The following is a 23,339-nucleotide window of genomic DNA, read 5'->3' as shown; positions in this document are numbered from 1 at the left end:
CCTAGATGGTCACCACGATCTTGCCGAAGACGCGGCGGCTTTCCAGCCGGTCCAGGCCCTCGGCGAAGTTCTCCAGCGGGATCACGCGGTCCAGCACGGGGGACATGCCGCCGGCCATCTTCGCGAGGCCATCAGCCACGTTCCGCATGGAGGCGCCGAAGCTGCCGAAGATCTTCAGCTGGCGCTGGAAGATCATCATCAGGTTCGTCTCGGCCGAGACGCCGGAGGTGGAACCGCAGGTGACGAGCCGGCCGCCCATCTTGAGCGAGAGGAGGGAGGCGGCCCAGGTGCTGGCGCCCACATGCTCGAACACCACGTCCACGCCGCGCTTGTTCGTGACCCGGCGGGCGACGGAGGAGAAGTTCTTCTCGCTGTAGTTCACGACATGGTCGGCGCCGAGGGCCAGGGCCTTCTGGCACTTCTCGTCGTCGCCGGCGGTGGCGACGACCGTGCAGCCCAGCGCCTTCGCCTCCTTGATCGCCACCGTCCCGATGCCGGAGCCGGCGGCGTGGACCAGGATCGTCTCGCCGGGCTGCAGGCGGGCGTTGTCGAACAGCATGTGCTCGACGGTGGAGAAGGTGATGGCGGCGCAGGCGGCGTCGTTCGTGTCCACCGCATCCGGCACGCGGACGAGAAGGCGGGCCTGCTGGTTCACGTATTCCGCCGCGAAGCCATCAAGGTGGAAGCCCTTCACCCCCGCGACGTTCTCGCAGAGGTTGTCGCGGCCCTCCAGGCAGGCATGGCAATGGCCGCAGGTCTGGGCGCCGTAGGGGGCCACGCGGTCGCCGACCTTCCAGCCCTCCACGCCCTCGCCGAGCGCGTCGATCTCGCCCACCGCCTCCGCGCCGACGCAGATCGGCAGCTTGCGCTGGGCGAAGGCCATGCCGCGCCAGCCCCAGACATCGATATGGTTCAGCGCGATGCCGCGCATCCGCAGCCGCACCTCGCCCGGGGCGGGCGGCGGGGGCTCAGGGATGTTTTCCAGGCGCAGGTCACGGTCGCCGTGCAGGCGAAGGGCACGCATCAGCGCGGCTCTCCCGAGAGAACAAGGCAGACATTCTGCCCGCCGAAGCCGAAGGAGTTGGAGAGCACGTGCTTCACCGTCGCGTCCCGCGCCACGTTGGGCACCACGTCCAGCGTGATGCTCGGGTCGGGCTCGTCGTAGTTGATGGTCGGGGGCAGGCGGCCGTCGCGGATGGTCAGGAGAGAGAACACCGCCTCCAGCGCGCCGGCGGCCGAAAGGGTGTGGCCGATCATGCTCTTGTTGGAGGAGATCGGCGGCGCGTCCTCGCCGAAGACGGCGCGCATGCCGAAATTCTCCATCTTGTCGTTCTCCGGCGTGCCCGTGCCGTGGGCGTTCACGTAGGAGATGTCGCCGGGCTCCAGGCCCGCATCGGCCAGGGCATTCTTCATCGCGCCGACGATGGCGCGGCCATCGGGGTTGGAGCGGGTGCGGTGGAAGTTGTCCGCCCGCTCCCCGGCACCGGCGACAATGCCGAGGATCGTGGCGCCGCGGGCGCGGGCGGCCTCGTAGCTCTCCAGCACCAGGGCGGCCGCGCCCTCGCTCATCACGAAGCCGGCGCGGTTCTTCTCGAAGGGGCGGGAGGCCTTGGTGGGATCGTCGTTCCGCTGGGACAGGGCGGAGAGGAGGGAGAAGCGGATCAGCGCCTCCGGCTGCACCGTGCCATCCGCGCCGAGGGCGATGCAGGCCTCCGTCTCGCCGCGCTGGATCGCCTCCACCCCCAACTGGATGGCGGTGGCGCCGGTGGCGCAGGCCGTGGTGGTGGTGATCGGCGCGCCGCGCGTGCCGAAGCGGGCCGCCAGGCGCTCGCCCACGCCGCCGTAGAGGCAGGTCTCGTAGATGTCGGCGCGGCCGGCAGCGGCGGCGGTCATCCCGGGATAGGTGGGGTCGCCGGCGCGGGCGAGGGAGAAGCGGTGGGGCCACTCCACCTCAACCGGCGGCATGCCGAGGAAGAGGGGGCCAGGGAAGGCGCCCTTCGTGCCGATCGCGGATTCGGCGACCGCTTCCTCGATCGCCATCGCGGCCATCCGCTCCACGCGCTCGGGGCTGGTGAAGCCCTCATCGCCCGGCAGGTCCACCGTGCCGGCGATGGTGGTCTTCAGGTGCTCGGTCGGGAAGCGGGTGATGCGGCGGATGCCGGACTGACCGGCGAGGAGCCGGGACCAGTTATCCTTCACGCCGAAGCCGAGGGCGGTGACGGCACCCAGCCCGGTGACGACGACGACGGGGCGGCCGAGATGGTCGCGCATCAGGTGGCCTCCGCACGGGAGAGGGTGGCCAGGGCCTCGCCGCGCCACTGGCCGAAGCCGGTGACGAGGAGGCGGTTGGGGGAGGCGGCCTCGCCGGAATCGGCGGGGTCCATCGGCGCGTAGAAGCCGCCGCGGGAGAGGGCGAGGGCGGCCAGCGCCACATGGGCGGGGAAGGCGCCCTCCACCCCGTGGCCGATGAGGCTGGCGGGGCGGCGGACCGGCAGCTTCAACTCGCGGAGGAAGGCTTCCTCCTCGGCCGAGGCGGCGGGGGAGCCGGAGTTGCCGGAGATCACGGCGTCCACGCCATCTGGCGCCACGCGGGGCAGCAGGGCGCGGGCGGCGGCGGCGGAATCGCCGGGGGCGGCGCGGCGGGTGGTGTCGCTCGCCACGGCGTCCAGCCGGGCCAGCACGCGGGCGCCGCGGGCGGCGGCGTGCTCCGCCGTCTCCAGCACGAGGAAGCCGGCGGTGCTGCCGAGGACCATGCCCTGACGCGCCGAGAGCGGCTTGAAGGCGCCCTGGTACATGCCCTCGCCGCCCCGGTAGAGCAGCAGCAGGTCCCAGCGCTGGGCCGTCATGGCGCCGCCGACGAGGGCGATGCCGCCACGGCCTTCCGCCAGCCGGGCATGGGCGATCCGCACCGCGTCGGCCGCCGCGCTCTCCTCGCCCATGAAGGTGCGGGAGGAGCCGGTGACGCCGTGGACGATGGAGATGTTGCCCGCCAGCAGGTTGGAGAGCTGGGCGAGGAAGAGGGTGGGGCGCAGGCCCGTGGCCAGGAGCTCGTTCAGCCGGTCGCCGCCGCCGTCGTTGCGGTTCGCGAGCTCCGCGTTCACCTGCTCGTCCAGCGCCAGGTCGCGCTCGCCGCCGCCGGCGGCGACGATCAGGTGCATGTCCTCCACCAGGCCGCGCGCGTTCGCGTCGTCGATGGCGAGGCCGGCGGCGTAGGTGCCCAGGCGCTGCCAGGGCTCCATCTGCCGCTGGTCGCCCTTCTTGGGGATCTGGGCGTCCAGGTTCAGGGCGGGCAGGGGGTGGACGGGCCAGGGGGCATAGGTCGCCTCGTCCACCACCGGCGCGGTGCCGGCGGAAAGGGCGTTCCAGTGGGCGTCGGGGCCCTCGCCGAGCGCCGTCACCAGGCCGATGCCGGTGACCACCACCTCGTGCCGGGTCATGCGGCGTGCCCGGGCAAGCCGATCCGGGCGGCGTTGGCGCGCATGGCGGCCTGCAGGTCCGGGTGGGGGAAGGGCATGGAGCGCAGCAGGATCTCGGCGTCCGCGATGCGCTTGCCGGCGCTGCTCACCCGCGCCTCGGTCACGGTGTAGCCGGAGCCGTCATGGGTGACCTTGGCGGTGACATCCAGCGGGGCATCGGGCCCGACGAAGTTGCGGAACTTCGCCTCCTTGACGGACATCAGGAAGGGCATCTGGGCGAAGCCGTTGCGGCCGAGGATGAGCCAGCCGCTGGCCTGGGCCATCGTCTCCACCAGCAGCACGCCGGGCACGAGGGGATGGCCGGGGAAGTGGCCCTCGAAGACGGGGCTTTCCTGCGGCACGCGGCTCTCCACCACGATGGCGTCGCCTTCCAGCGACACCACGCGGTCGATCATTTGGAAATATTCCAGGCGCATCGGCGCCTCAGGCGCCCTTGGCGGCGACCAGCTCGTCGATGCGGGCCGCGAGGTTCTTCATGACGAAGTAGTGCTCCGCGGGCTTCTCCCCGGCGTTCACCTCCTGCGTCCACTTCTCCACCGGCACCTTGATGCCGAAGGCCTTGTCGATGGCGAAGACGATGTCGAGGAAGTCCAGGCTGTCGATGCCCAGGTCCTCGGTCACGTGGCTCTCCGGCGTGATGCTCTCGCGGGAGACCTCGCTGTTCTCGGCGATGATGTCGGCGACCTTGTCGAAGGTCGCGGAGGTGTCGGCAGCCATCTGGCGGCTCCTGGTCAGGCGCGCCGGGCGCGGCCGCGGGGCCGGGCAGGGGCGTGGGTCTGGATGATCGGCGCGGGTCATGGACCGGAATGGGGTGGAAAGTCCAGGGGCCGCGGGCGGCGGTGCCGGGGCAGCGCCCCCTTGCCCTTTGAAAGGATTGAAAAAGAAACGCCCGCCCCGGGGGGCGGGGCGGGCGCTCCGTACCGGCTGGGGCAGGCCCCGGCCGGCGGTATCGGGGCGGCTCAGACCACCCAGATATCGGCGGCGGTGACGACCGCCCCCGCCTGGACGGTGGCGAAGCGGATGGCCGCGGCACCGCCGGCGCCGTCCGCGTCGTAGAGGAGCGCGCTGGTGGCCGCGTCGAAGAGGACATGCTGCTCCGCCGTGGTGGCGGCGCTGCCCGTCCCGAAGGAGGCGGCGTCGAGCTGACCCGTGGCCGTCAGGGCCGCGAAGGCCGTGCGGTCCAGCTCGATCCGGTCCTCGGCCGCGGCGAAGTCCATCAGGCGGGTGAAGTTGCCCGCGCCGGCCGGGGCGTCGAAGCGGAAGGTGTCCGCCCCCTCGCCGCCGAAGAGGTGGTTCTTGCCGGTCCCACCGATCAGCGTGTCGTCCCCGCCATTGCCGTGGATGTTGTCGTTGCCATCCAGGCCCGAGAGGATGTTCGCCGCGTCGTTGCCGAGCATCCGATTGTCCCGGGCATTGCCCGTGCCGCGGACGGCCGTTCCGGCCATCATCAGCTTCTCGACATCGTCGCCCAGGGTGTAGTCGATCCAGGCGGTGACGCGGTCGTAGCCCCCGTTCGCCGCCTCGACGACCTGGTCGCCGGCCTCCATCACCTCGTAGCCGTCATCGCCCACGCCGCCGACCATGGTGTCGTTGCCGGAGCCGCCGATGAGACGGTTGTTGCCCGCGCCGCCGACCATGTAGTCGTCGCCGGCATTCCCGATGAGGGTGTTGTTGCCCTCGCCGCCCTGGATGTTGTCGCGGCCGGCGCTGCCGAGCACGCGGTCGATGCCGTCGCCGTCCACGAGGGTGCCGAGCACCGTGTCCTCGCGGGCGCCGAGGTTCTGGATGCGCTCGTCGCCCGCGGGCGTCGTGTCGGCCTGGTCGAAGGCGGTCTCCTTGGTGCCGTGGTTCGCCTTCAGGTACTCGGCCAGGGCGTCCTGCTCGCTGCCCTTGGCGGCGAAGTTGGCCGCGCCGTCCGAGAGGGCGGCGTTGTTCAGCAGGTCCACCCGGCTGTCGGCGTAGAGGCCGATGGGATAGCTGTCGCCGCCCGGGATGTCCGCCAGGAAGCTCAGCGTCACCACCTTGATCGCGCGGTTGGCATCGCCCACCAGCTCGCCGTCGCGCACGATCGTGTCCAGCACGTTCCCGTTCTCGTCGAGGATGACGAGGTTGCGGACGCGCTCGCCTTCCTGGGCCACGCTGCCATCCGCGTTCAGGCGCTGGGCCTGGAGCGTCGCATCGAAGCTGAAGGAGACGCCGCCGAACTGGCCGAACTGGCCGGGGGTGGCGCCGTTCGCCGTGGCGGCCACCGCGTGCTCGAAGACCCGCTCCAGCTCCTCCGCCGTCAGGGTGACGATGGAGAGGGCGTTGTTGAAGCGCAGCGAGTTCTCGATGTCGAGCTGGCTGACGCCGCCCACCGGCTTGCCGGCATCCGGGTTGCCCTGCGGGGGCAGCTCGGGGGCGTCGGCGCCGAGGCCGTAGGAGCCGATCTCCGCCCGGATGCCGCCGCCGTTCTTGATGGAGACGGTCACGCCCGCATCCACCTGCTTGGCGACGAAGAGGTTGGCGTCGGCGGAGAGGTTGCCGAGGTTCGTCTCCTCGGTGCGGACCTCGCCGCGGCGGCCTTCCAGGTACACGTCCGTGTAGCCGAGGACGTTGCCGTCCTTGGCGGAGATGACGTCGGCGATGGCGTCGGTGACGGCCTTTACCTCGCCGCCGCGCGTGCCCTCGGCGTAGGCGTCCTCGTTGCCCCACAGGTCGGCGACCGTCTCGTCGTTCACCGCGATGGCGCCCGAATTCTCCTCGGTGATGCTGTCGGGGATGATGTCGCCGTTCTCGTCGAAGGTGACGGTCAGGCGGCCGACATAGGAGTACTCGTTGCCCGTGTTCACGATGGCGGTGGACTTGCCGTCCGCGCCCTCGACGATCACGGGGTAGGTCTCGCTGGCCGTGTCGCCGGGGTTCAGCGCGTCGCCCTCGTTCGCGAAGACGGCGTGGCTGCCGCCCGCGATGATCACGTCCACGCCGCTGAGCTTGCCGGCGAGCTCCAGCTCGTTCTGGTACTGCTGGAGGTGGCTGAGCAGGATGATCTTGTTCAGGCCCTGGGCCGTCATCTGGTCGATCAGCGGCTGCAGGATCGCCGCCAGCTCGTCCATGTTGTCCACGCCGCCGTCACCGGCCGGGTCCTTCACCGTGACGCCGCCGACGGAGGAGATGGAGGCCAGCAGCTGGGTGGTGACGCCGAGCACGCCGATCTGCTGGCCGTTCTCGGTGATGACCGTCCAGGGGGAGACCTGCGCGTCCGCCGCCTCGGCGTTCAGCGCCTCCGGGGTGGCCAGGTCGGCCGCGGTGGTCGCGTAGCTGGAGGCGTCGCGCAGCGCGGCGGTGAACAGGTTCCGCATCGCGGCGTCGTTGCTGAAGTCGAGGTTCGACGAGAGGTAGGGGAACATCGCGCCGATGGAGGTCACGGCGGCGGAGGTGGTGCCGCTGCCCTTGGCGAAGTCGATGGCGTTGGCCACGGCGGTGGAGCCGAAGTCCCACTCGTGGTTGCCGAAGACGCTCGCCTGGACGCCGAGGGCGTTCATGATGGCGATGTCGATGGCGGCCGGGTTTAGCGTCAGGCCGGAGAGGCTGGCGGCGGGGACGCCGAGCAGCCAGGCGTAGAGGTCGATCAGCTCGTCCTTGACCGTCGGGTCGGTCTCGGCCGCGTTGAAGGGGCTGGGGATGTAGTTGTCGCCCGAGGAGAGGGTGATGCTGTTCGCCGCCTGATCCTCGAGCTTGTCGATGATGGCGGCGAACTGGGCGGCGCGGGTGGTCGCGGCCAGGCCTGCCTCAAAGTCGGAGGCGTGCAGGATCTGCAGGGTGAAGTTGCCGTTCCCGGCCTCGGCCGTCAGCTCATGGGCGGTGGTCTGCCCGTTGCCCTCGCTGGGGGAGAGCAGCATGGGGCCGCCCACGGACGCCGGCGCGTCCTCCTCGGAGACGAAGTGGATCACCTCCGGGGCGTCCTGCGTCTGGATGATGCCTGCGTACTCGGCGGAGGTCGGGGAGGTGATGGCGAAGGACATGACCGCGTCCGAGCGCTCCAGGGCGACGAAGGCGTAGAGCTGGCCGTCGATGGTGCCGAGGGTGATGCTCTCGGGCTCCGGGCCCTTGTCGTCGGAGCGGGTGTCGTCCAGCAGGTCCGGGCGGTTGGCGAGCAGCATCCTCTCGATCATGTCGCCGGAGTCGAAGGTCAGGGTCAGGCCGGTCTCCGTCACTTCCCAGATGGAGAAGCTGCGGGCACCGAGGGTGTGGATGACGTCGATGTCGCCGTCGCCATCCGTGTCGCCGTCTACCGCGGAGATGTTCAGCCGGCCCAGCTCGGCATCGGCCTTCAGCGCGTCCACCGCCGCCTGGCCGCCGAAGGCCTCAAGGTCGAGGTTGGCGTTCTTCAGGCGGACCACGTCGTTGTAGTCGCCCCACTCGGAGGCGTCGCCCTCGTTCGCGGTGACGAGGTAGGTGCGGCCGCCCTGCTCGAAGGTCGCGATGCCGTCCGGCATGTACATGCCATGGACAGGGGCGGTCTCGATGTTGATGCCGCCGTCGCGGTCGGAGGTGTCGAGGCCGTTGCCCTCGATGGAGTGGTCCTTCGTGCCCAGGGCGTAGACGCCCTGGTATTCCAGCGTGTCGAGGTCGAGGACCGCGATCGCGTTGTTCTCCTGCAGGGTGATGAAGGCCTGGCTGCCATCGGCGGAGACCGCGATGTACTCGGGCTCGAGGTCGGTGGCGGCGGTGACGCCCTCGACACCCTTGATGCGGACCCCGGCGGCGCGCAGCGCCTCGGTGTCGAAGCCCTCGAAGCCGAGGAAGGTGCTGGCGCCCGTGGCCACGTCGATCACGGCGACGCCGCCCACGGGGTCGCCGGAGGTGTCAACGCCGTAGTTGTCGTTCGGCTCGCCCTCGATCGCGACGAGGAGGCGGGCGCCGTCCGGGGTGAAGGTGACCATGTCCGGCACCGCGCCGACCTCGACCTGGCGGATCAGGGTCGCGCCCGTGCCGCCTGCGGCGATGCGGTACATCGCCACCGTGCCGTTGCCGCCGTCCGTCGCGTTGTCATAGGCCACGGCCATCACTTCGCCGTACACGGCCACGCTGTTGCCGGTGCCGAGGGTGCCCAGGTCGGAGGAGGGCAGCGCGAAGCGGAGCGCGCCGGTGGCGGCATCCAGCGCCTCCACGCCATTGGCGCCGAGGACGAGGACGAGCTCATTGGCGGCGTCGTAGGCGATGACTTCGGCGCCGCCGGCGGCGGAGCTGGAGCTGTCCTTCGTCCAGAGGAGTTCGGAAGCGATGGTGGCCATGTGATCTCTCCCCCCGCAGGCGTTGCGGTTCGGGCGAGGGGTTACTGGCCGTTAAGAGTCCGTTCATGCCTGGATCGATGACAGTCCAGGGCGAGAATTGTGACAATCCGGGGGGCGGAGAAACCCGGTACAACTGGTGCGGGTGGCCGGTTTCGAACCGGCACTCTGTTGCCAGAAGCGGATTTTGAGTCCGCCGCGTCTACCGTTCCGCCACACCCGCGCCCGGTTCAGATGCCACGGCAGGGGGCACCCCGTCCAGCCGTGGCCTGACCTCCACTTCAGGTCGGCCCGTGCTTCAGGCGGCCTGGGGCGGCGCCTCGGCCTCTGCCGTGCGGAAGGCCGCGGGGGAGGTAACCTCCAGCATCTCCAGGTCGTCGGAATGCTCCACCTCCCGGTGGCGGACCCCGGGGGGCTGGAGGACGCTGTCGCCCCGCTCCAGCAGCACCTCGCCGATGTCCTCGTACTCGAATCGCACCCAGCCCTGCAGGACGAGGACGAGCTGGAAGCCCAGCTCATGCGTGTGCCACTGGGGCTTCGGGCCCTCGCCGGGGACGGCGCGGATGATGTGGGCGGCATGGGTGCCGCCCGTGGCCTCCTTGGCGCCGAGGTCCCGGTAGGCGAAGAAGCCGCGCAGGCCGGCATCGTAGGTGGCGCCACGCGCCTTGCTGACGGTTGTCCGCATGTTTCCTCCTGTTGCCCTTCATTCACCCCGGCCATCACCGCCATGCGCGGGCGGGGCTTGCGGGGGGCGGAGCCCGGGACCAGCCTGCGCCGAGCATGACCACCCGGCAACACGCGGCGCTCGTCGCCTTTCTCTCCGCCGCCGCCCCGGTGGCGGCCATGGCTTCGGAACGCTTCCTGGGCATGGCGCCCTGCGCCCTCTGTCTGTGGCAGCGCTGGCCCTACTGGGCGGCGGCGGTGCTCGCTGTGCTGGCGGCCGGCCTCCGCTCCCGCGCGTTGCTGGCGCTGGCGGGGGTGGCCGTGCTCGCCTCCGGCGCCATCGCGGGGCTGCATGTGGGGGTGGAGCAGGGGTGGTGGCCCAGCCCGCTCGCGTCCTGCGCCGCGCCGGATGTGGGGGCGGCCACGAGCGTGGATGACCTGCTGCGCAGCCTGGCCCCGAAGCCGGACAAGCCCTGCGACGCCGCGGCCTATCCCATCCCCGGCCTTCCCGTCTCGCTGGCGGCGATGAACCTGATCTACGCGCTTGCGCTGGGTGCGCTGGCCCTTACCTGGGCCCGTAGAGGAGCCCGCGCATGAGCCAGGCCGAACGCCGCACCACCCTGCAGGACCGCCTGCCCGGAGACCCCACCCCGCGCGAGTACGTGGCGCGCACCATCCGCGTGGACCATGCCGGGGAATATGGGGCGAAGCGCATCTACGAGGGGCAGCTCGCCGTGCTCGGCCGCACCAAGTACGGGCCGCTGCTGGAGCACATGAAGGAGCAGGAGCAGGTCCATCTCGACACCTTCTCCCGCCTGATCGCGGAGCGGCGGGTGCGGCCGACCGCGCTGCTGCCGCTTTGGCACGTGGCCGGCTTCGCGCTCGGCGCCGCCACTGCCCTGATCGGCCATCGCGGCGCCATGGCCTGCACCGTGGCGGTGGAGGAGGCGATCGACGAGCACTACGCCGACCAGCACGCCACGCTGGGAGCGGACGAGCAGCCCCTGCGGGACGAGATCGAGCGCTTCCGGCTGGAGGAGCTGGAGCACCGTGATATCGGGCTGGAGAACGAGGCGGAGCTGGCCCCGGCCTACAAGCTGCTGGCGGCGGCCATCAAGGCCGGGTGCAAGGTGGCCATCAAGGTGAGCGAGCGGATCTAGGAAGGGGCGGGCCCGGGGCGCCTGGCCCCGGCCCCGCCGGGCCGGATCAGCGGAAGGGCATGGGCGGCTGCTGCATCGCCCGCCCGCGCGCCGCGTCCTGCTCGCTCATCCGATTCAGGTTGCCGGTGGTGTCCGGGCCCGGGCCGGGCGCGCCCTGGCCGGACTGCGCGCGCTGCAGGGACTGGGCGTTCAGCTGGTCCGCCATCATGTCCTGCGAGGACGCCCCCGAGGACGCTCCGGAGCGGGCGGAGCGGGAGCGTGAGTGGGGCTCGGCCGCCATGGCCGGGAGAAGAAGCGCGCCGGCGATCACGAGGCCGGTTGCATGCAGCATGATACGCGGGATGCTCGGCATAAGGTGCCTCCTTCGGGCTTCAGGCCGCCCCGTCGCGACAGGGTGGGCCCCTGGTCAGGATCGTGCCCCGAAGAGGTCAGCCGGCCGCCCCAGGGCTGGCCTGATGGCAACCGGAAATCGGCGAATCCATCATTCCAGGATCGACTCTATAGAGGGCTGGGGTGCATTCAACGCGCCGGGCACGCCACCTCACGACGACTTGCGGTTGCACGAAGCGGGTTTGATTTCGCTTGGGGAAACGGAGCGGCTCAGGCCCGCCACATCGGCCCGGAGGGTGCCGGCCTCGGGCGCGGCCTTCGCGGCGCCGGCGGGCGGGGGGCTGGGGGCGGAGGAGCGACGACGGGGGCCGGGGCTTCCGGCTCCACGGCGGCCGGCTCGGGCTCCGGCGGCATGCCGGAGAGCGCCCCGATCAGGCGAAGAGTGACGGCAAGAAGCGGGTCGCGCGCGCCGCGGCGGGTATCGGCGGCTTCCGGCGCCATCATCATCACCATGAAGACGCGGCGCTCGAGCATGGTGGCGCAGCCGATCTGGCGGCGGGGCAGCTCGCCGCGGACCTGCACGTCCAGGCACCGGGCGGCGGGGCCGGTCTCGGCCACGCGGGCACCGAAGTGGCGCAGGGTGGCATTCTCCCGGCGGGATGCGGCGTCCACGGCGGCGGCGCGGGCGAAGACCTCCACGGCTTGGCCCACCTCCGGCCCATCCTCCCCGTCCCGGGCGCCGGGGCGGGGGGTGGGGTCCAGCGCGTGGATGGAGGCGGCGGCGTGGGTCGGGCTCGCGTAGCGGGCGATGGTGGTCCGGCCGGCGCCCTTGTCCGGGCGCTGCTTGCGGAAGCCGGCGATCTCCTCGGGCAGGCGGGAAAAGGCTTCCTCCGCGCTCAGGCCGGGCGGGGTACGGCCACCGCAGGCGGCGAGGAGGAGCGCGACGAGGAGCGGGGCGGCCCGGCGGAGCATGCGGCCTTCTAGCCTGCCGGGCAGGCGGGCGGTAGGACCGGGGCGTCGGGTCAGAGATGCGGCAGGCGTTGGCGGGGAACGCGGTCGGCCCGCAGCCAGTCGGGCCAGCCCAGGCCCCGCTCGATGAGGACGAGCCCGATCGAGAGGGCCAGGGCGCCGAGCATCACGAGAAGGGCCGTGCGCGAGGGCGGGTTACGCCAGACGCGCCACATGAAGAAGAGGAGTCTGTCCAACGCGGGTGCTCAGCTCTCCAGCTCGGTGTCCCAGTAGAGGTAGTCGCGCCAGCTCTCGTGCAGGTGGTTGGGCGGGAAGGCCCGGCCATTCTCCTGCAACTCCCAGCTGGTGGGCTGGCAGGGGACCTGGCGGGGCAGCATCCCGATCTCGCGCGGCAGCTTGGAGCCCTTGCGGAGATTGCAGGGGCCGCAGGCCGCGACGACGTTCTCCCAGGTGGTGCGGCCGCCGCGGCTGCGGGGGATGACGTGGTCGAAGGTGAGGTCGGGGGCCGCGTGCTCCTGCCCGCAGTACTGGCAGGCGAAGCGATCGCGCAGGAAGACGTTGAAGCGGGTGAAGGCGGGGCGGCGCGCGGCGGGGATGTACTCCTTCAGCGCGATCACGCTCGGCAGGCGCATGGTCAGGCTGGTGGAGTGGACCTCGGTCTCGTACTCGTTCAGCACGCTCACCCGGTCCAGGAACACGGCCTTCACGGCGTCCTGCCAGGACCAGATGGAGAGGGGGAAGTAGGACAGGGGCCGGAAGTCGGCGTTCAGCACCAGGGCAGGAAAGTTGCGCGTCCCGGGGCCGCCGAAGACCGGCAGTTCATCGATCCCGCCGAAACTTGGGCCGCCGTGTGAACCGTCTGGCACGCGCTGCTCCCTGCCGGAGACGCGGCGATCACAAGCGCTGGGGCTCGGCCGGGCGGTCGGGCCCCAGATCAAGTGGCGCCGCCCGTAACGCAGGTGAAGATGACAGCGGGGCGCGGGGGGCGCAACTCACGCGCCCCGGCGGTGCCGGGGCCGGGCGCGCGGATTCACACAGGATTCACGCGGCCCTTCAGGTCCCGGGCAGCCCCGCGGCGGCGCGCTGGAGGAAGAGGGCGCCGAGCGAGAGGCCCGTATCGTCAATGCCGTGGGCGAGTCGCGGGGAATAGGCGGCTTCCACGGGAATCCCGGCATCGCGCAGCGCGCGCTCCGCGGCACGGCTGCCGGCGGCGGGCACCACCTCATCCGCCTCCCCGTGCACGAGGAGCACCGGCGGGCGGGCGCGCAGCTCCGCGCCGAGCGAATCGGGGGCGAGGAGGAGGCCGGAATAGGCAAGGATCGCGGCTGGCGGGGTCGCGCGGCGCAGGCCGCAGAACAGGGCGGTCATCGCGCCCTGGGAAAAGCCCATGAGCATCACGTGGGTCTCGGGCAGGCCGGCGGCCGCGCATTCCCTCGCGATCAGCGCGTCCAGCAGCGGGACCACGGCGCGAACCCCGGCCTCCATCCGGGCGGGGGTGCGGTCGGTCAGGTCGAACCACTGCCGGCCGAATGGGGCACCCGCATAAGGAAAGGGCGCGTGGGGCGCGACGAACAGGGCGTCCGGCACGGCGCGGCCCCATTGCGGCGCAAGGTCGATCAGGTCGTTGCCGTCGGCGCCCACGCCGTGCAGCAGGAACACGACCTGCCTCGGCTTCCCCTTGCTCGCCGGCCCCCAGCGCGGTCCATCCAGCTCGGCCATCCTGCTTCCCTTCGGTGCTTACCCCCGCTAACCCGTTGGGCGCGATGGCAGCAAGACCGACCACGCGCTTCGCGCCCAGCCCGACCGGCTACCTCCATCTCGGCCATGCCCATTCGGCCCTGCTGGCCTGGCGCGCGGCGCGGGAGGCGGGCGGGCGCTTCCTCCTGCGGATCGAGGACATCGACCGCACGCGCTGCCGGCCGGAGTTCACGGGCGCCATCGCGGAGGACCTGGCCTGGCTGGGGCTGGACTGGGACGGGCCGGTACGCGTGCAGTCCGCCCACTTCCGGGAATACGGCGCGGCGCTGGATTCCCTCGCCTCGCGGGGGCTGCTTTATCCCTGCTTCTGCACGCGGGCGGAGATCGCGCGGGAGGTGGCGGCGATCGGGGCGGCGCCGCACGGGCCGGCCCATGGACCGGAAGGGCTGCTCTACCCCGGCACCTGCCGGCGGCTCCTCCCGGCGGAGCGGGCGGCGCGGATCGCGGCGGGGCAGCCTTACGCCCTGCGGCTGGACATGAGGGCGGCGCTGGCGGCCGTGGACGGGCCGCTCACCTATGAGGAGGTGGGGGAGGGGCGCCTGCGCTGCGACCCCGCGCGCTTCGGGGATGCCGTGCTGGCGCGCAAGGACACTCCCGCCTCCTACCATCTCTGCGTGACCCATGACGACGCGCTGCAGGGGGTGACGCTGGTGACGAGGGGGGAGGACCTGCGCGCCGCCACCGACCTGCACCGGCTGCTCCAAGCGCTGATGAACTGGCCGGAGCCCGCCTATCGCCACCACCCGCTGCTGCTGGGGCCGGACGGGCGCCGCCTGGCAAAGCGGGACGGGGCGAGGAGCCTGCGCGAGCTGCGCGCGGAAGGTCTGGACCCGTCGGCGGTACGGGCGATGGCGGGCGTCTAGGGGCCGGCCTGGCCGGATTGCCCGCTCCGCGCCGGGCAGTGGGCATCGGAATGGCCCCGGGGGCGTTCACCCCTGCGACATGCCGGACAGGACCTGGCCCGGGCGGAGGGGCCGGCGCTCCGCGTTGGATGGCGCCAGGGAGCGGAGCCTCGATGGCTGACCAGGACGCGACGATGAGGCGGCAGCGGCTGCTGGCCGATTTCGGCGAGTTTGCCCTGCGCTCCGAAAACCTGGACGAGGTCCTGCAGGAGGCCTGCCGCCTCGTGAGCGAGGCCCTGGGGACGAAGCGGGCCAAGGTCCTGGAAATCCAGGAGGGCGGGCAGCTCCTTCTCGTCCGTGCCGGCATCGGCTGGGACCCGGGCATCGTGGGCAATCTGAGCCTGACCATGAGCGAGCGCTCCTCCGAGAGCTACTCCATCGGTTCCCGCGGGCCCGTGATTACGCAGGACATCAGCAAGGAGAAGCGCTTCGACGTCCCGGACTTCATGAGGAAGGCCGGGGTGGTCGCCCTCGTCAACGCGCCCATCCTGCTACCGGGTGGCGGCACCTTCGGCCTGCTTCAGGTGGATGACACAAAGCCCCGCGACTTCGGGCAGGAGGATACGGAGTTCCTCCGTACCTACACCATGATCCTCGGGCCGGTGATCGACCGGCTGCTGAAGATGCGCCAGCTGCGCGCCGCCGAGGAACGCTTCCGCCTGACGGTCGAGACCGCGCTGGACTACGCCATCTTCGTGACAGACGAGGAGGACCGCATCACGGACTGGCTGCCGGGCGCCGCCGCCGTCTTCGGCTGGACGGCGGAGGAGGCGGTGGGGCAGCACGGCGGCATACTTTTCACCCCTGAGGACCGGGCGGCCCGCCAGCCCGAGCGGGAGATCGAGATGGCGCGGGCGGATGGCGTCGCCCCCAATGTCCGCTGGCACATCCGCAAGGACGGGTCCCGTGTCTTCATCGAGGGATCGGTCCGCGCGCTGCACGACGGGGGCGGCGAGCTGCGGGGCTTCCTCAAGATCGGGCGGGACGCGACGGAGCGCCGCGCGGCCGAGGAGCGGTTGCGCGAGAGCGAGGAGCGCTTCCGGCAGTTCGGCGAGGCCTCCTCCGACCTGATCTGGATGCGGGACGCGCCGACCCTGGCCTTCGAGTATCTCAGCCCGGCCTTCGAGCCGATCTATGGCCGGAGCCGCGAGGAGCAGCTGGCCGGGAACACGCTGGAGCGCTGGACCGAGCTGATCCATCCCGATGACCGCGAGCTGGCGGTGCAGCAACTGCTGAGCGTGCGGGACGGAGCGCGCGCGAACTTCGAGTTTCGCATCATCCGCCCCTCGGACAACGAACTCCGCTGGATCCGCAACACCGATTTTCCGCTGCTGGACAATGCCGGCCGCGTGCGGCGCCTGGCCGGTATCGCCAAGGACGTGACGGAGGAGAAGGCGAGCGCCGCGCGGCTGGAGGTGCTGGTGGCGGAGCTGCAGCACCGCGGCCGCAACCTGCTGGGCGTGGTCTCCGCGGTGGCGGGCAGGACGCTGGGGCATGCCGGCGACGTGGAACACTTCCGGAGCCGCCTGCAGGCGCTCAGCCGGGCGCAGGGGCTGCTTAGCCAGTCCGGCAGCGACACGGTGGAGGTGGGTGCCCTCGTCCGCGCGGAGCTGGAGGCCTATGCGGAGGCCGGGCCGCCGAAGGTCGTCATCTCCGGCCCGCGCGTGAGGCTTACCTCCCGCCAGGTGCAGAACTTCGCCCTCGCCCTGCACGAACTGACCACGAACGCGGTGAAATACGGGGCGTTGAAGGGTGAGGCGGGGCAGCTCTCCGTCCACTGGTCCGTCGGCCGGACCGGGAAGGGGCGCGGGTCCCTTGCGCTGGAGTGGGTGGAGACGGGCTACGAGGTGCCGCCGGAGACGGGGCGGCGCGGATATGGCCGCGAGCTGATCGAGAAGGCCCTGTCCTATGCCCTGCGCGCGAGGACCGAGTACGCGCTGGACGCGGAGGGGGTGCGCTGCCGGATCGAGCTGCCTCTGGCCTGAGTGTGTGGCCAGGCCTGGGCGGCGGGCGCAATCACCTTAATGCGATAAGTCTCACGGTGTGACTTCGCCCCAATGCAGGTTAAGGCAAAGGGCGGCCGGCCTACCGCACAACCTGTTCCGGATGACCGCCTCGATGCCATTTGCCGCAGGCCCGCTCGCGGGCTGCCGCGTCCTCCTCGTCGAGGATGAGTACATCATCGCGGATGAGATGGACGGATGGCTGCGCCAGGCGGGCGTGCTGGTCCTCGGGCCGGTGCCGGACGTGGAAGAGGCGCTGGACCTGATTGAGAGGGAGGCCGGCGCCCTCGATTTGGCGGTGCTGGACGCGAATCTCGGCGAGGGCCAGACGGCCTATCCCATCGCCGACCGGCTGGATGAACTCGGCGTGCCCTATCTCTTCGCCACCGGCGACGTGCGACTGGTGGACGAGCCGAACTACCAGTGCCGGACGCGGCTGGAGAAGCCGGTCACACAGCGCGGCCTGCTCCGCGCGCTCGAGGCGCTCCTGGCGTCGCGCTCCGGCGGGGAGGGCTGAGGGCGCGGGGCCCCGGGCCCTACAGGATCGCCTCTCCGCGCAGCACCGGCACGCAGGTGCCGCCCACCGTGGCCCGGATGCCGTCCGCCGCGCGCCGGGCGGTGGTTCGCAGCAGGCTCGGGCGGCCCATCTCCACGCCCTGGGTGATGTCCAGGCGGGATTCGGCGGCGCCGGAGAGCGAGAGCAGCAGGGCGGCGAGCGGCGTGGCGGCGCTCCCGGTGGCCGGGTCCTCCACCGTGCCGCCGAGGGGCGCGAACATGCGCGCCCGGGCGCGTCCGGCCCCGTCATGGGCGTAGAGGTAGAGCCCGACCCGGCCCTGCAGCTCGGGATTCGCCGCGGCGAGGGCGCGGAAGGCGCCGAAATCCGGCTGGGCGCGTGAGAGGGCGTCCGGCGTCACCTCCGCCAGGATGAAGGGGTTGCCGGTGCCGGCATGGACCGGCGGATGGGCGCCCGTCAGCACCTCGGCCGCCGCGAGCCCGGCGCAGGCGGCGATGGCAGCGGGATCGAATCGCTCCCCCAGGGAGAGCGGCTGCGGGGCGGCGATGGTGACGTTCGTCACCGCCCCGTCCTCCGCCCCGCCCATCGCGCGTTCCACCGCGATCTCCACCGGGCCCGCGATCTCCTCGAACACCAGGCGGCGCGCGGCGGAATCCTGCGCCAGCACCCAGCCCGTGCCGACATTCGGGTGGCCGGCGAAGGGCATCTCGTACTTGCGGGTGAAGATGCGGACGCGGGCGGTGTTGGCGGGGTCCTCCGGCGGCAGGACGAAGGTGGTCTCGCTGAGGTTGAACTCGGCGGCGAGGGCCTGCATCTCGGCGTCCGAGAGGCCGCGCGCGTCGGGGAAGACGGCGAGCGGATTGCCGCCGAAGCGCTGGGTGGTGAAGACATCGACGGTGACGAAGCGGAGGCTGCGCATGGCGCGACCCTAGCGCAGCTTCTGCCGTACCGCGATCAGGTGGCGGGCGATCAGCTGGCGGGCGGGGCCACCGCCGCGTCCTTCTGCCCGCTCTCGGCCAGCGCGCGCGCGACGAAGCCGCTCGCCTTCATCTCCTCCACGAAGGCGCGGAGATAGGGCAGCGCCGCCTCGCGCCCCTGGGGGATGCCCACGGCCTGCTCGATCACCATGAAGCGGCCGGGGATCACGCGCATCCCCGGATTCACGGCGGCATAGGCGACCAGCGGCTGGGTGACGCCGGCCGCCGCATCGAGCTTTTGCTGCAGGAAGAGGTCGATGGCCTCCGGCGAGCTCGGCGCCCGCACCAGCTCCGCCGACTTCAGCGCGCGCGTCAGGTAGAGGTCGTAGGCGCTGCCCCGGCCGACGGCCACGCGGATGCCCGGGCGGTCCACATCCTCGATCGCGCGCAGGGGCGATCCCTCCGGCACCATGTAGGTGCCTTCGATGACCACATAGGGCGCGGTGAAGGCGATGCCCTGCGCGCGCACGGGGTCGATGGCCAGGAAGCACAGGTCCCATTCCCCGCGCTTGCCGGCATCGGTGACCTTTCCCGCCGCGTCGTAGGTGGAGAAGCGGATCGTGGCGCCCAGGCGCCGCGCCAGCTCCCGCGCCAGGGCGGCGGAGACGCCGCGCGGCTCCCCCGTGGCGGGATCGGGCTGGGCGAGGACGGGGTTGCCGAAGTTGATCGCCACCCGCAGCACCCCGCCCGGGGCAAGGACCGCGGCGGCCTCCGGCGAGGGTCCCTGGGCCGCTGCCGTGCCCGCCGTCATGGCAAGACCCGCGGCGAGCGCGGTGCGTCGGGGGATGGGCATGTGCGTTCCATTCATCCTGCCTTATCCGGCCTGCTGCGGCTGGATGCCGGCCTTGCGCGCGGCATCGCCCCACTTCTCCAGCTCCGCCTGCACGAAGCGGCGGGTCTCCTCGGGCGTGGAGCGGATCACCTCCGCGCCCAGCGTGGCGTGGCGCGCTACCACGTCCGGGCGCATCACTGCCGCGCCGCAATCGGCCGAGAGCTTGTTCAGCACCGCCTCCGGGATGCCGGCCGGGCCGATCACCATGCCCCAGGTGGAGGCCTCGAAGCCCGGCATGAAGGCCTCGCCGAGCGTTGGCACGTCCGGCAACTGCGGCGCGCGGGCGGCGCCGGTGGTGGCCAGCGCCTTGAAGCTGCCGGACTGGATATGGGCGAGCGCGGCCGGGACCGTGTCGAACATCACGTCCACGCGCCCGGCCATGAGGTCCGGATGTGCCTGGGTGGAGCCGCGATAGGGCACGTAGGTCATCTCGATCTCCGCGCGCTGGGCGAAGAGGAGCGGGGCGAGGCGGACCACGCCGGAGGTGCCGGCGAAGGTGACGCTACCCGGGCCGCCCGCCTTGGCGCGCGCCACCAGCTCCGCGGGCGTGCTCGCCTGGAAGCCCTTGCCGGCGACGAGGACGAGCGGGGTTTTCGTGGTGAGGGTAACGAAGGAGAAGTCCCGCATCGTGTCATAGGGCAGCCGGTAGAAGGCGGCGTTCACGGGATGACCGACCGAGACGAGGGCGAGGGTGTGGCCGTCGGGCGCCGACTTGGCGACGACCTCGGTGCCGATGATGCCGTCCGCCCCCGCGCGGTTTTCCACCGGCACGGGCTGGCCCCATTGAGCGGCGAGCGGTTCGGCGATCAGGCGGGCGGTGATGTCGGAGACGCCGCCGGGGGTATAGGGCACCACCATGCGAACGGCGCGACTGGGAAAGCCGCTCCCCTGGTTGCTCCCCTGCGCCAGCAGCGGCCGGGCGGCGAGAAGGGCGGGGGCGGCCAGGGCGGCGCGGCGGGTGATGGGCATCGTGTTCCTCCGGCATGGCCGCTTCGGCGGCCCTTGCCGCGAGGCTGCGCGAGGCGGGCGCCGCTTGCAACGCCCGTTTGCATCGGGCCCGGTCAGCCCGGTGGAGCGGGGATCAGCCCGTGGCGGCGCATGATCTCGCCCGCCCTGGCCGGATCCGGCGCGCCGGCGCGGAGCAGCGCCGCGAGCTCCCGGAAGTATTCCGGGCCGAGGACGCCCGGCGTGAGGACGCAGAGGCATCTCGCCGTGGCGCCGCTGCGGTTCTGGAAGCCGTGAACCACGCCGCGCGGGATGAAGAGCGCCTCGCCCGGCGTGAGATCGCGGGTTTCGCCACCCACCGTGAAGGTGGCCGTGCCGGAGAGGCCGTAGACCGTCTCGTCCCAGCCCTCGTGGTAGTGCGGCACGGGCATCCGCCCCTCCGGGGAGAGCGTCATCTCGAACATGTCGAGGCCGCCGCCCGTGTCGTGCTTGTCCCGCAGGAAACGAAGGGTGAGGGAACCGAAATCGATGGTCTCGGGCACGGGGCGCTCCTGGGTCTCGGCGGGCCTGATCGATTCGCCCGCCGAAGTTTCCCGAACGGAACAGTCCGGCGCTAGGGAAGAAGCCCGTCGATCGCGGCGGCCATCCGCAGGTCGCGCTCGCTCAGGCCATTGGCATCATGGGTGGTGAGCGCGATCTCCACCCGGTTCCACACGTTCGACCATTCCGGATGGTGGTCCTGCGTCTCCGCCAGCAGGGCAACCCGCGCCATGAAGCCGAAGGCCTCGGAGAAGTCGCGGAAGCGGAACTCCCGCCGGATCGCGTCGCGCCCCTCCGCCATGGACCAGAGCGGCAGCAGCGCCGGCAGCTCGGCGCGGCGGGCGGGGGAGAGAGGATCGACCTTCGGCACGGCGCTTTTCCTTGACCTGGGGCCCCGTTATGGCGCCCTTGCCCGATGCCGAACACCGAGATGAGCCACGGAGCCCGCTGGGGCGCCCCGCCCACGGCCGAGGATCTGGCCGAGCTGGCCGAGACCGCCTTCGCCGCTATCCCAGAACCCCTCCGGGACGCGGTGCGCGGCGCCGCCATCCTGGTGGAGGAGTTCCCGGACGACGAAACCCTGGCGGAGCTGGGGCTGGAGCACCCCTGGGAGCTGACCGGCCTCTACCGCGGCGTGCCGCTGACGGAGAAGTCCGGCCTGGACGCGCCGGCGCTGCCGGACACCATCCTGCTCTATCGCGAACCCATCCTGGTGGAATGGGTGGAGAGCGGGGAGGACCTGTTCCGGCTGGTGCGGAACGTGCTGGTCCACGAGATCGCCCACCACTTCGGCTATTCCGAGGAAGGGATCGCGCGGCTGGAAGGGGAGGGCTAGCCCAACCCGCCCCCGGCCGTTGCGTTGGGGCTGGGAAGGAGGCCTCGCCCCATGCCCCAGGTCCAGCGCTGGCCCGATACACTCTGGATCATCCGCCACGGCGAGAGCGCCGGGAATGTCGCGCGGGACGCCGCACACCGGAGCAACGCCGCCCGCATCGCGCTGGAGGGGCGGGACGTGGACGTGCCGCTCAGCGCGCTGGGGCAGGAGCAGTCCCTCTCCCTCGGACACTGGTTCGCTTCCATGCCGGAAGGAGAGCGCCCGGAGGTGGTGCTCTGCTCCCCCTATCGCCGCGCCCGGCAGACGGCGAGGCTGATCCACGAGGCGGGCGGGCTGCCCGTGGCCCCCGAGGACTTCGTGATCGACGAGCGGCTGCGGGAGAAGGAGTTCGGCGTCCTGGACGGGCTGACGAGCTTCGGCATCCGCCAGGAGATGCCGGAGCAGGCGGAGTTCCGGCGCATCCTCGGCAAGTTCTACCACCGGCCGCCTGGGGGGGAATCCTGGTGCGACGTGATCCTGCGCCTGCGCTCCGCCCTGGACACGGTCAGCCTGCACCATGCCGGGCGGCGCGTCGCGATCGTCGGGCACCAAGTGGTGGTGCTCTGCCTGCGCTACCTGCTGGAGAACATGACGGAGGAGGAGATCCTGGCGGTGGACCGTGAGGGCGACGTGCCGAACTGCGGCATCACGGAGTACCGCTTCGATCCCGGCACGGGGCCGAACGGCGCGCTGAAGCTGGCGCGCTACAACTTCGTCGCGCCGCTCCTGCGCGAGGGCACGCCGGTAACGGCGGAGCCCGACGCGAAGGCTGTGGCACCGTGATCGACGCGGCCTGGCTACGCGCTCATCCCCTGCCGATCCCGGCGGAGGACGACGACAAGTCCGCGCGCGGTACGGTGCAGGTGGTGGGCGGCTGCGCCGAGATCCCGGGCGCGGTGCTGCTGGCTGGAGAGGGCGCGCTGCGCGCCGGCGCGGGCAAGCTGCGCCTGGCAAGCGTGCGCTCCGTCGCACCTCACCTCGCCATCGCCGTGCCGGAGGCGCTGGTGATCGCCCTGGACGAGACGGAGGATGGGCTGATCGCCCCCGGCGCCGAGCGCGCCCTGCTGCCGCGCCTGTCCCGCTGCGCGTCCCTCCTCGTCGGGCCGGGGATGCCGGAGGACGGGGCTACGGCGCTCCTGCATGCCCTGCTGCGGCATATGGAGCCGGGCCCGGGGGTGGTGATCGACGCGGGCGCCCTCGGTGACCTGGCAGCGAATCCGGATCCCCTGCGCCGCCATCACGGCCGCTGCGTGATCACGCCCCACGCCGGGGAGATGGCGCGTCTGCTGGGGATGGAGCGGGACGCGGTTTCGGCCGATCCGCTGGCCGCCGCGCGCCGCGCCGCCGAGATGCTCGGCGTCGTGGTGGCGATGAAGGGGGCACGGACCTGGGTGGTGGGGCCGGAGGGCGAAGCCCTGCTCTGCACCCACGGCCATGTCGGCCTGGCCACCTCCGGCTCCGGCGATACGCTGGGGGGCATCCTCGCTGGGTTGCTGGCGCGGGGCGCTGACCCGGTGCGGGCGACAGCCTGGGCGGTCTGGCTGCACGCGGAGGCCGGGCACCGGCTGGCGCGCCGGATGGGCACGCTCGGCTTCCTGGCGCGGGAACTGCTGGCGGAAATCCCGGCCATCATGGCGGATCTCTCGGCGGGCTGAGGCAGGCGGGGCCCGCCACGCCCCGCTGCCATTCCGGCATCGTAGCCCCGCGGCTTCGCCTAATCCGCCACCTTCTGGGCGGCGCGCATGGCCGGCGATTCGGTGGCGATGAAGTCGAGCGTGAACAGGACGAGGCCGGTGCAGTCCACCACCTCCATCTGCCACTCCTCGCCCTTCCAGAACGCGCCGTCATCCTCCTTCAGCCTCTCTCCGGCCAGCCGCACGGCGCGCAACTTCGCCGCACCGACGTCCGGAAGCTCGGTTCCGGCTCGATCTGGCAACGATTTACCGTCGCGGAGGTGGAAGAAGTATCGGGGCATGACCTGCATCGCGGCGAGGTGGAGACGGCACCCAGGCCATCAGTCGCCGTCAGCCAAGGGTGCGGCCAGCGATGCCTGGTCCTCTACGTCGGATCTCGTACGGCCAGCAACGAGTTAACATAGGTAGACCGTTCACGGTCGCGAGGGG

Annotated in this window: 26 protein-coding genes and 1 tRNA gene; 8 read left to right on the top strand and 19 right to left on the bottom strand. The window is 71.7% G+C overall.

Going from position 1 to position 23,339, the window contains the following annotated elements:
- Nucleotide 1: 1 nt before the first annotated feature.
- The 8 genes from NRP21_RS05850 to NRP21_RS05815 form a co-directional block, all read right to left on the bottom strand.
- The gene (locus NRP21_RS05850; protein ID WP_257715237.1) at nt 2–1,024 is read right to left on the bottom strand and encodes a zinc-binding dehydrogenase; all 1,023 of its coding nucleotides are present in this window, start codon (nt 1,022–1,024) and stop codon (nt 2–4) included.
- Nucleotides 1,024–2,271 (bottom strand): beta-ketoacyl-ACP synthase, encoded by a 1,248-nt coding sequence (locus NRP21_RS05845; protein ID WP_257715236.1) that lies wholly within the window; start codon nt 2,269–2,271, stop codon nt 1,024–1,026. The genes NRP21_RS05850 and NRP21_RS05845 overlap by 1 nt, the downstream gene beginning before the upstream one ends.
- Nucleotides 2,271–3,437: a beta-ketoacyl-ACP synthase gene (locus tag NRP21_RS05840; RefSeq protein WP_257715235.1), complete on the bottom strand. Its 1,167-nt coding sequence runs from the start codon at nt 3,435–3,437 to the stop codon at nt 2,271–2,273. The genes NRP21_RS05845 and NRP21_RS05840 overlap by 1 nt, the downstream gene beginning before the upstream one ends.
- The gene (locus tag NRP21_RS05835) at nt 3,434–3,871 is read right to left on the bottom strand and encodes a 3-hydroxyacyl-ACP dehydratase FabZ family protein (RefSeq protein ID WP_257715234.1); all 438 of its coding nucleotides are present in this window, start codon (nt 3,869–3,871) and stop codon (nt 3,434–3,436) included. The genes NRP21_RS05840 and NRP21_RS05835 overlap by 4 nt, the downstream gene beginning before the upstream one ends.
- Before the next feature lie 28 nt (nt 3,872–3,899).
- Nucleotides 3,900–4,193, bottom strand: coding sequence for an acyl carrier protein (locus NRP21_RS05830; protein WP_257715233.1), 294 nt, complete (start codon nt 4,191–4,193; stop codon nt 3,900–3,902).
- A gap of 242 nt (nt 4,194–4,435) precedes the next feature.
- Nucleotides 4,436–8,752 (bottom strand): choice-of-anchor I family protein, encoded by a 4,317-nt coding sequence (locus NRP21_RS05825; RefSeq protein WP_257715232.1) that lies wholly within the window; start codon nt 8,750–8,752, stop codon nt 4,436–4,438.
- Between the two features lie 134 nt (nt 8,753–8,886).
- Nucleotides 8,887–8,972: transfer RNA gene (locus NRP21_RS05820), tRNA-Leu, on the bottom strand.
- A gap of 75 nt (nt 8,973–9,047) precedes the next feature.
- On the bottom strand, nt 9,048–9,434 hold the full coding sequence (locus tag NRP21_RS05815) for a cupin domain-containing protein (protein ID WP_257715231.1): 387 nt from the start codon (nt 9,432–9,434) through the stop codon (nt 9,048–9,050).
- A 95-nt stretch (nt 9,435–9,529) separates the two neighbouring features.
- Here NRP21_RS05815 and NRP21_RS05810 point away from each other — a divergent pair, with 95 nt between their 5' ends.
- Both NRP21_RS05810 and NRP21_RS05805 read left to right on the top strand, forming a co-directional pair.
- Nucleotides 9,530–10,009 carry a disulfide bond formation protein B gene (locus tag NRP21_RS05810; RefSeq protein WP_257715230.1) on the top strand — a complete coding sequence of 160 codons (480 nt, stop codon included), beginning with the start codon at nt 9,530–9,532 and terminating at the stop codon, nt 10,007–10,009.
- Nucleotides 10,006–10,572: a demethoxyubiquinone hydroxylase family protein gene (locus NRP21_RS05805; RefSeq protein ID WP_257715229.1), complete on the top strand. Its 567-nt coding sequence runs from the start codon at nt 10,006–10,008 to the stop codon at nt 10,570–10,572. The genes NRP21_RS05810 and NRP21_RS05805 overlap by 4 nt, the downstream gene beginning before the upstream one ends.
- Before the next feature lie 46 nt (nt 10,573–10,618).
- Here the strand turns inward: NRP21_RS05805 and NRP21_RS05800 are convergent, their stop codons facing one another.
- From NRP21_RS05800 to NRP21_RS05780, 5 genes are all read right to left on the bottom strand, one after another.
- On the bottom strand, nt 10,619–10,924 hold the full coding sequence (locus tag NRP21_RS05800; protein WP_257715228.1) for a hypothetical protein: 306 nt from the start codon (nt 10,922–10,924) through the stop codon (nt 10,619–10,621).
- Nucleotides 10,925–11,172: 248 nt separating this feature from the next.
- The gene (locus NRP21_RS05795; protein WP_257715227.1) at nt 11,173–11,874 is read right to left on the bottom strand and encodes a hypothetical protein; all 702 of its coding nucleotides are present in this window, start codon (nt 11,872–11,874) and stop codon (nt 11,173–11,175) included.
- Between the two features lie 50 nt (nt 11,875–11,924).
- The gene (locus tag NRP21_RS05790; RefSeq protein WP_257715226.1) at nt 11,925–12,107 is read right to left on the bottom strand and encodes a hypothetical protein; all 183 of its coding nucleotides are present in this window, start codon (nt 12,105–12,107) and stop codon (nt 11,925–11,927) included.
- A gap of 9 nt (nt 12,108–12,116) precedes the next feature.
- The gene (locus NRP21_RS05785) at nt 12,117–12,689 is read right to left on the bottom strand and encodes an HNH endonuclease (RefSeq protein WP_257715540.1); all 573 of its coding nucleotides are present in this window, start codon (nt 12,687–12,689) and stop codon (nt 12,117–12,119) included.
- 235 nt (nt 12,690–12,924) lie between these two features.
- Nucleotides 12,925–13,590: an alpha/beta hydrolase gene (locus NRP21_RS05780; RefSeq protein ID WP_257715225.1), complete on the bottom strand. Its 666-nt coding sequence runs from the start codon at nt 13,588–13,590 to the stop codon at nt 12,925–12,927.
- Nucleotides 13,591–13,634: 44 nt separating this feature from the next.
- Between NRP21_RS05780 and gluQRS the strand changes: the two genes are divergently transcribed.
- From gluQRS to NRP21_RS05765, 3 genes are all read left to right on the top strand, one after another.
- Nucleotides 13,635–14,492: a tRNA glutamyl-Q(34) synthetase GluQRS gene (gluQRS, locus tag NRP21_RS05775; protein WP_257715224.1), complete on the top strand. Its 858-nt coding sequence runs from the start codon at nt 13,635–13,637 to the stop codon at nt 14,490–14,492.
- Between the two features lie 152 nt (nt 14,493–14,644).
- Nucleotides 14,645–16,516, top strand: coding sequence for a PAS domain S-box protein (locus tag NRP21_RS05770; protein WP_257715223.1), 1,872 nt, complete (start codon nt 14,645–14,647; stop codon nt 16,514–16,516).
- Nucleotides 16,517–16,649: 133 nt separating this feature from the next.
- Nucleotides 16,650–17,051 (top strand): response regulator, encoded by a 402-nt coding sequence (locus tag NRP21_RS05765; protein ID WP_257715222.1) that lies wholly within the window; start codon nt 16,650–16,652, stop codon nt 17,049–17,051.
- A 19-nt stretch (nt 17,052–17,070) separates the two neighbouring features.
- On the opposite strand, the gene NRP21_RS05760 is transcribed toward NRP21_RS05765, so the two are convergent.
- The 5 genes from NRP21_RS05760 to NRP21_RS05740 all read right to left on the bottom strand — a co-directional run bounded on the left by NRP21_RS05760 (nt 17,071) and on the right by NRP21_RS05740 (nt 20,712).
- A complete protein-coding gene (locus NRP21_RS05760; protein WP_257715221.1) occupies nt 17,071–17,967 on the bottom strand; it encodes a PhzF family phenazine biosynthesis protein in 897 nt (298 codons plus the stop codon).
- Between the two features lie 50 nt (nt 17,968–18,017).
- Nucleotides 18,018–18,818, bottom strand: a complete 801-nt coding sequence (locus NRP21_RS05755) for an ABC transporter substrate-binding protein (RefSeq protein WP_257715220.1) — start codon at nt 18,816–18,818, stop codon at nt 18,018–18,020.
- A gap of 21 nt (nt 18,819–18,839) precedes the next feature.
- Nucleotides 18,840–19,826, bottom strand: coding sequence for a tripartite tricarboxylate transporter substrate binding protein (locus NRP21_RS05750; RefSeq protein WP_257715219.1), 987 nt, complete (start codon nt 19,824–19,826; stop codon nt 18,840–18,842).
- Between the two features lie 92 nt (nt 19,827–19,918).
- A complete protein-coding gene (locus tag NRP21_RS05745; RefSeq protein WP_257715218.1) occupies nt 19,919–20,344 on the bottom strand; it encodes a cupin domain-containing protein in 426 nt (141 codons plus the stop codon).
- A 71-nt stretch (nt 20,345–20,415) separates the two neighbouring features.
- Nucleotides 20,416–20,712: a 4a-hydroxytetrahydrobiopterin dehydratase gene (locus tag NRP21_RS05740; protein WP_257715217.1), complete on the bottom strand. Its 297-nt coding sequence runs from the start codon at nt 20,710–20,712 to the stop codon at nt 20,416–20,418.
- Nucleotides 20,713–20,772: 60 nt separating this feature from the next.
- Here NRP21_RS05740 and NRP21_RS05735 point away from each other — a divergent pair, with 60 nt between their 5' ends.
- Genes NRP21_RS05735 through NRP21_RS05725 form a run of 3 tightly spaced genes read left to right on the top strand, consistent with a single transcriptional unit; the run spans nt 20,773 to nt 22,871 of the window.
- Nucleotides 20,773–21,177 (top strand): metallopeptidase family protein, encoded by a 405-nt coding sequence (locus tag NRP21_RS05735; protein ID WP_257715216.1) that lies wholly within the window; start codon nt 20,773–20,775, stop codon nt 21,175–21,177.
- Between the two features lie 51 nt (nt 21,178–21,228).
- On the top strand, nt 21,229–21,999 hold the full coding sequence (locus tag NRP21_RS05730) for a histidine phosphatase family protein (RefSeq protein WP_257715215.1): 771 nt from the start codon (nt 21,229–21,231) through the stop codon (nt 21,997–21,999).
- On the top strand, nt 21,996–22,871 hold the full coding sequence (locus NRP21_RS05725) for an NAD(P)H-hydrate dehydratase (RefSeq protein ID WP_257715214.1): 876 nt from the start codon (nt 21,996–21,998) through the stop codon (nt 22,869–22,871). Before NRP21_RS05730 ends, NRP21_RS05725 begins: the two co-directional genes overlap by 4 nt.
- A gap of 59 nt (nt 22,872–22,930) precedes the next feature.
- Here NRP21_RS05725 and NRP21_RS05720 read toward each other — a convergent pair whose 3' ends face one another.
- Nucleotides 22,931–23,191: a DUF6894 family protein gene (locus tag NRP21_RS05720; RefSeq protein WP_257715213.1), complete on the bottom strand. Its 261-nt coding sequence runs from the start codon at nt 23,189–23,191 to the stop codon at nt 22,931–22,933.
- Between the last annotated feature and the right edge of the window lie 148 nt (nt 23,192–23,339).

The organism is Roseomonas populi (assembly GCF_024594815.1).
Lineage (GTDB): Bacteria > Pseudomonadota > Alphaproteobacteria > Acetobacterales > Acetobacteraceae > Roseomonas > Roseomonas populi.
This window is presented reverse-complemented; position numbering and strand designations above follow the sequence as displayed.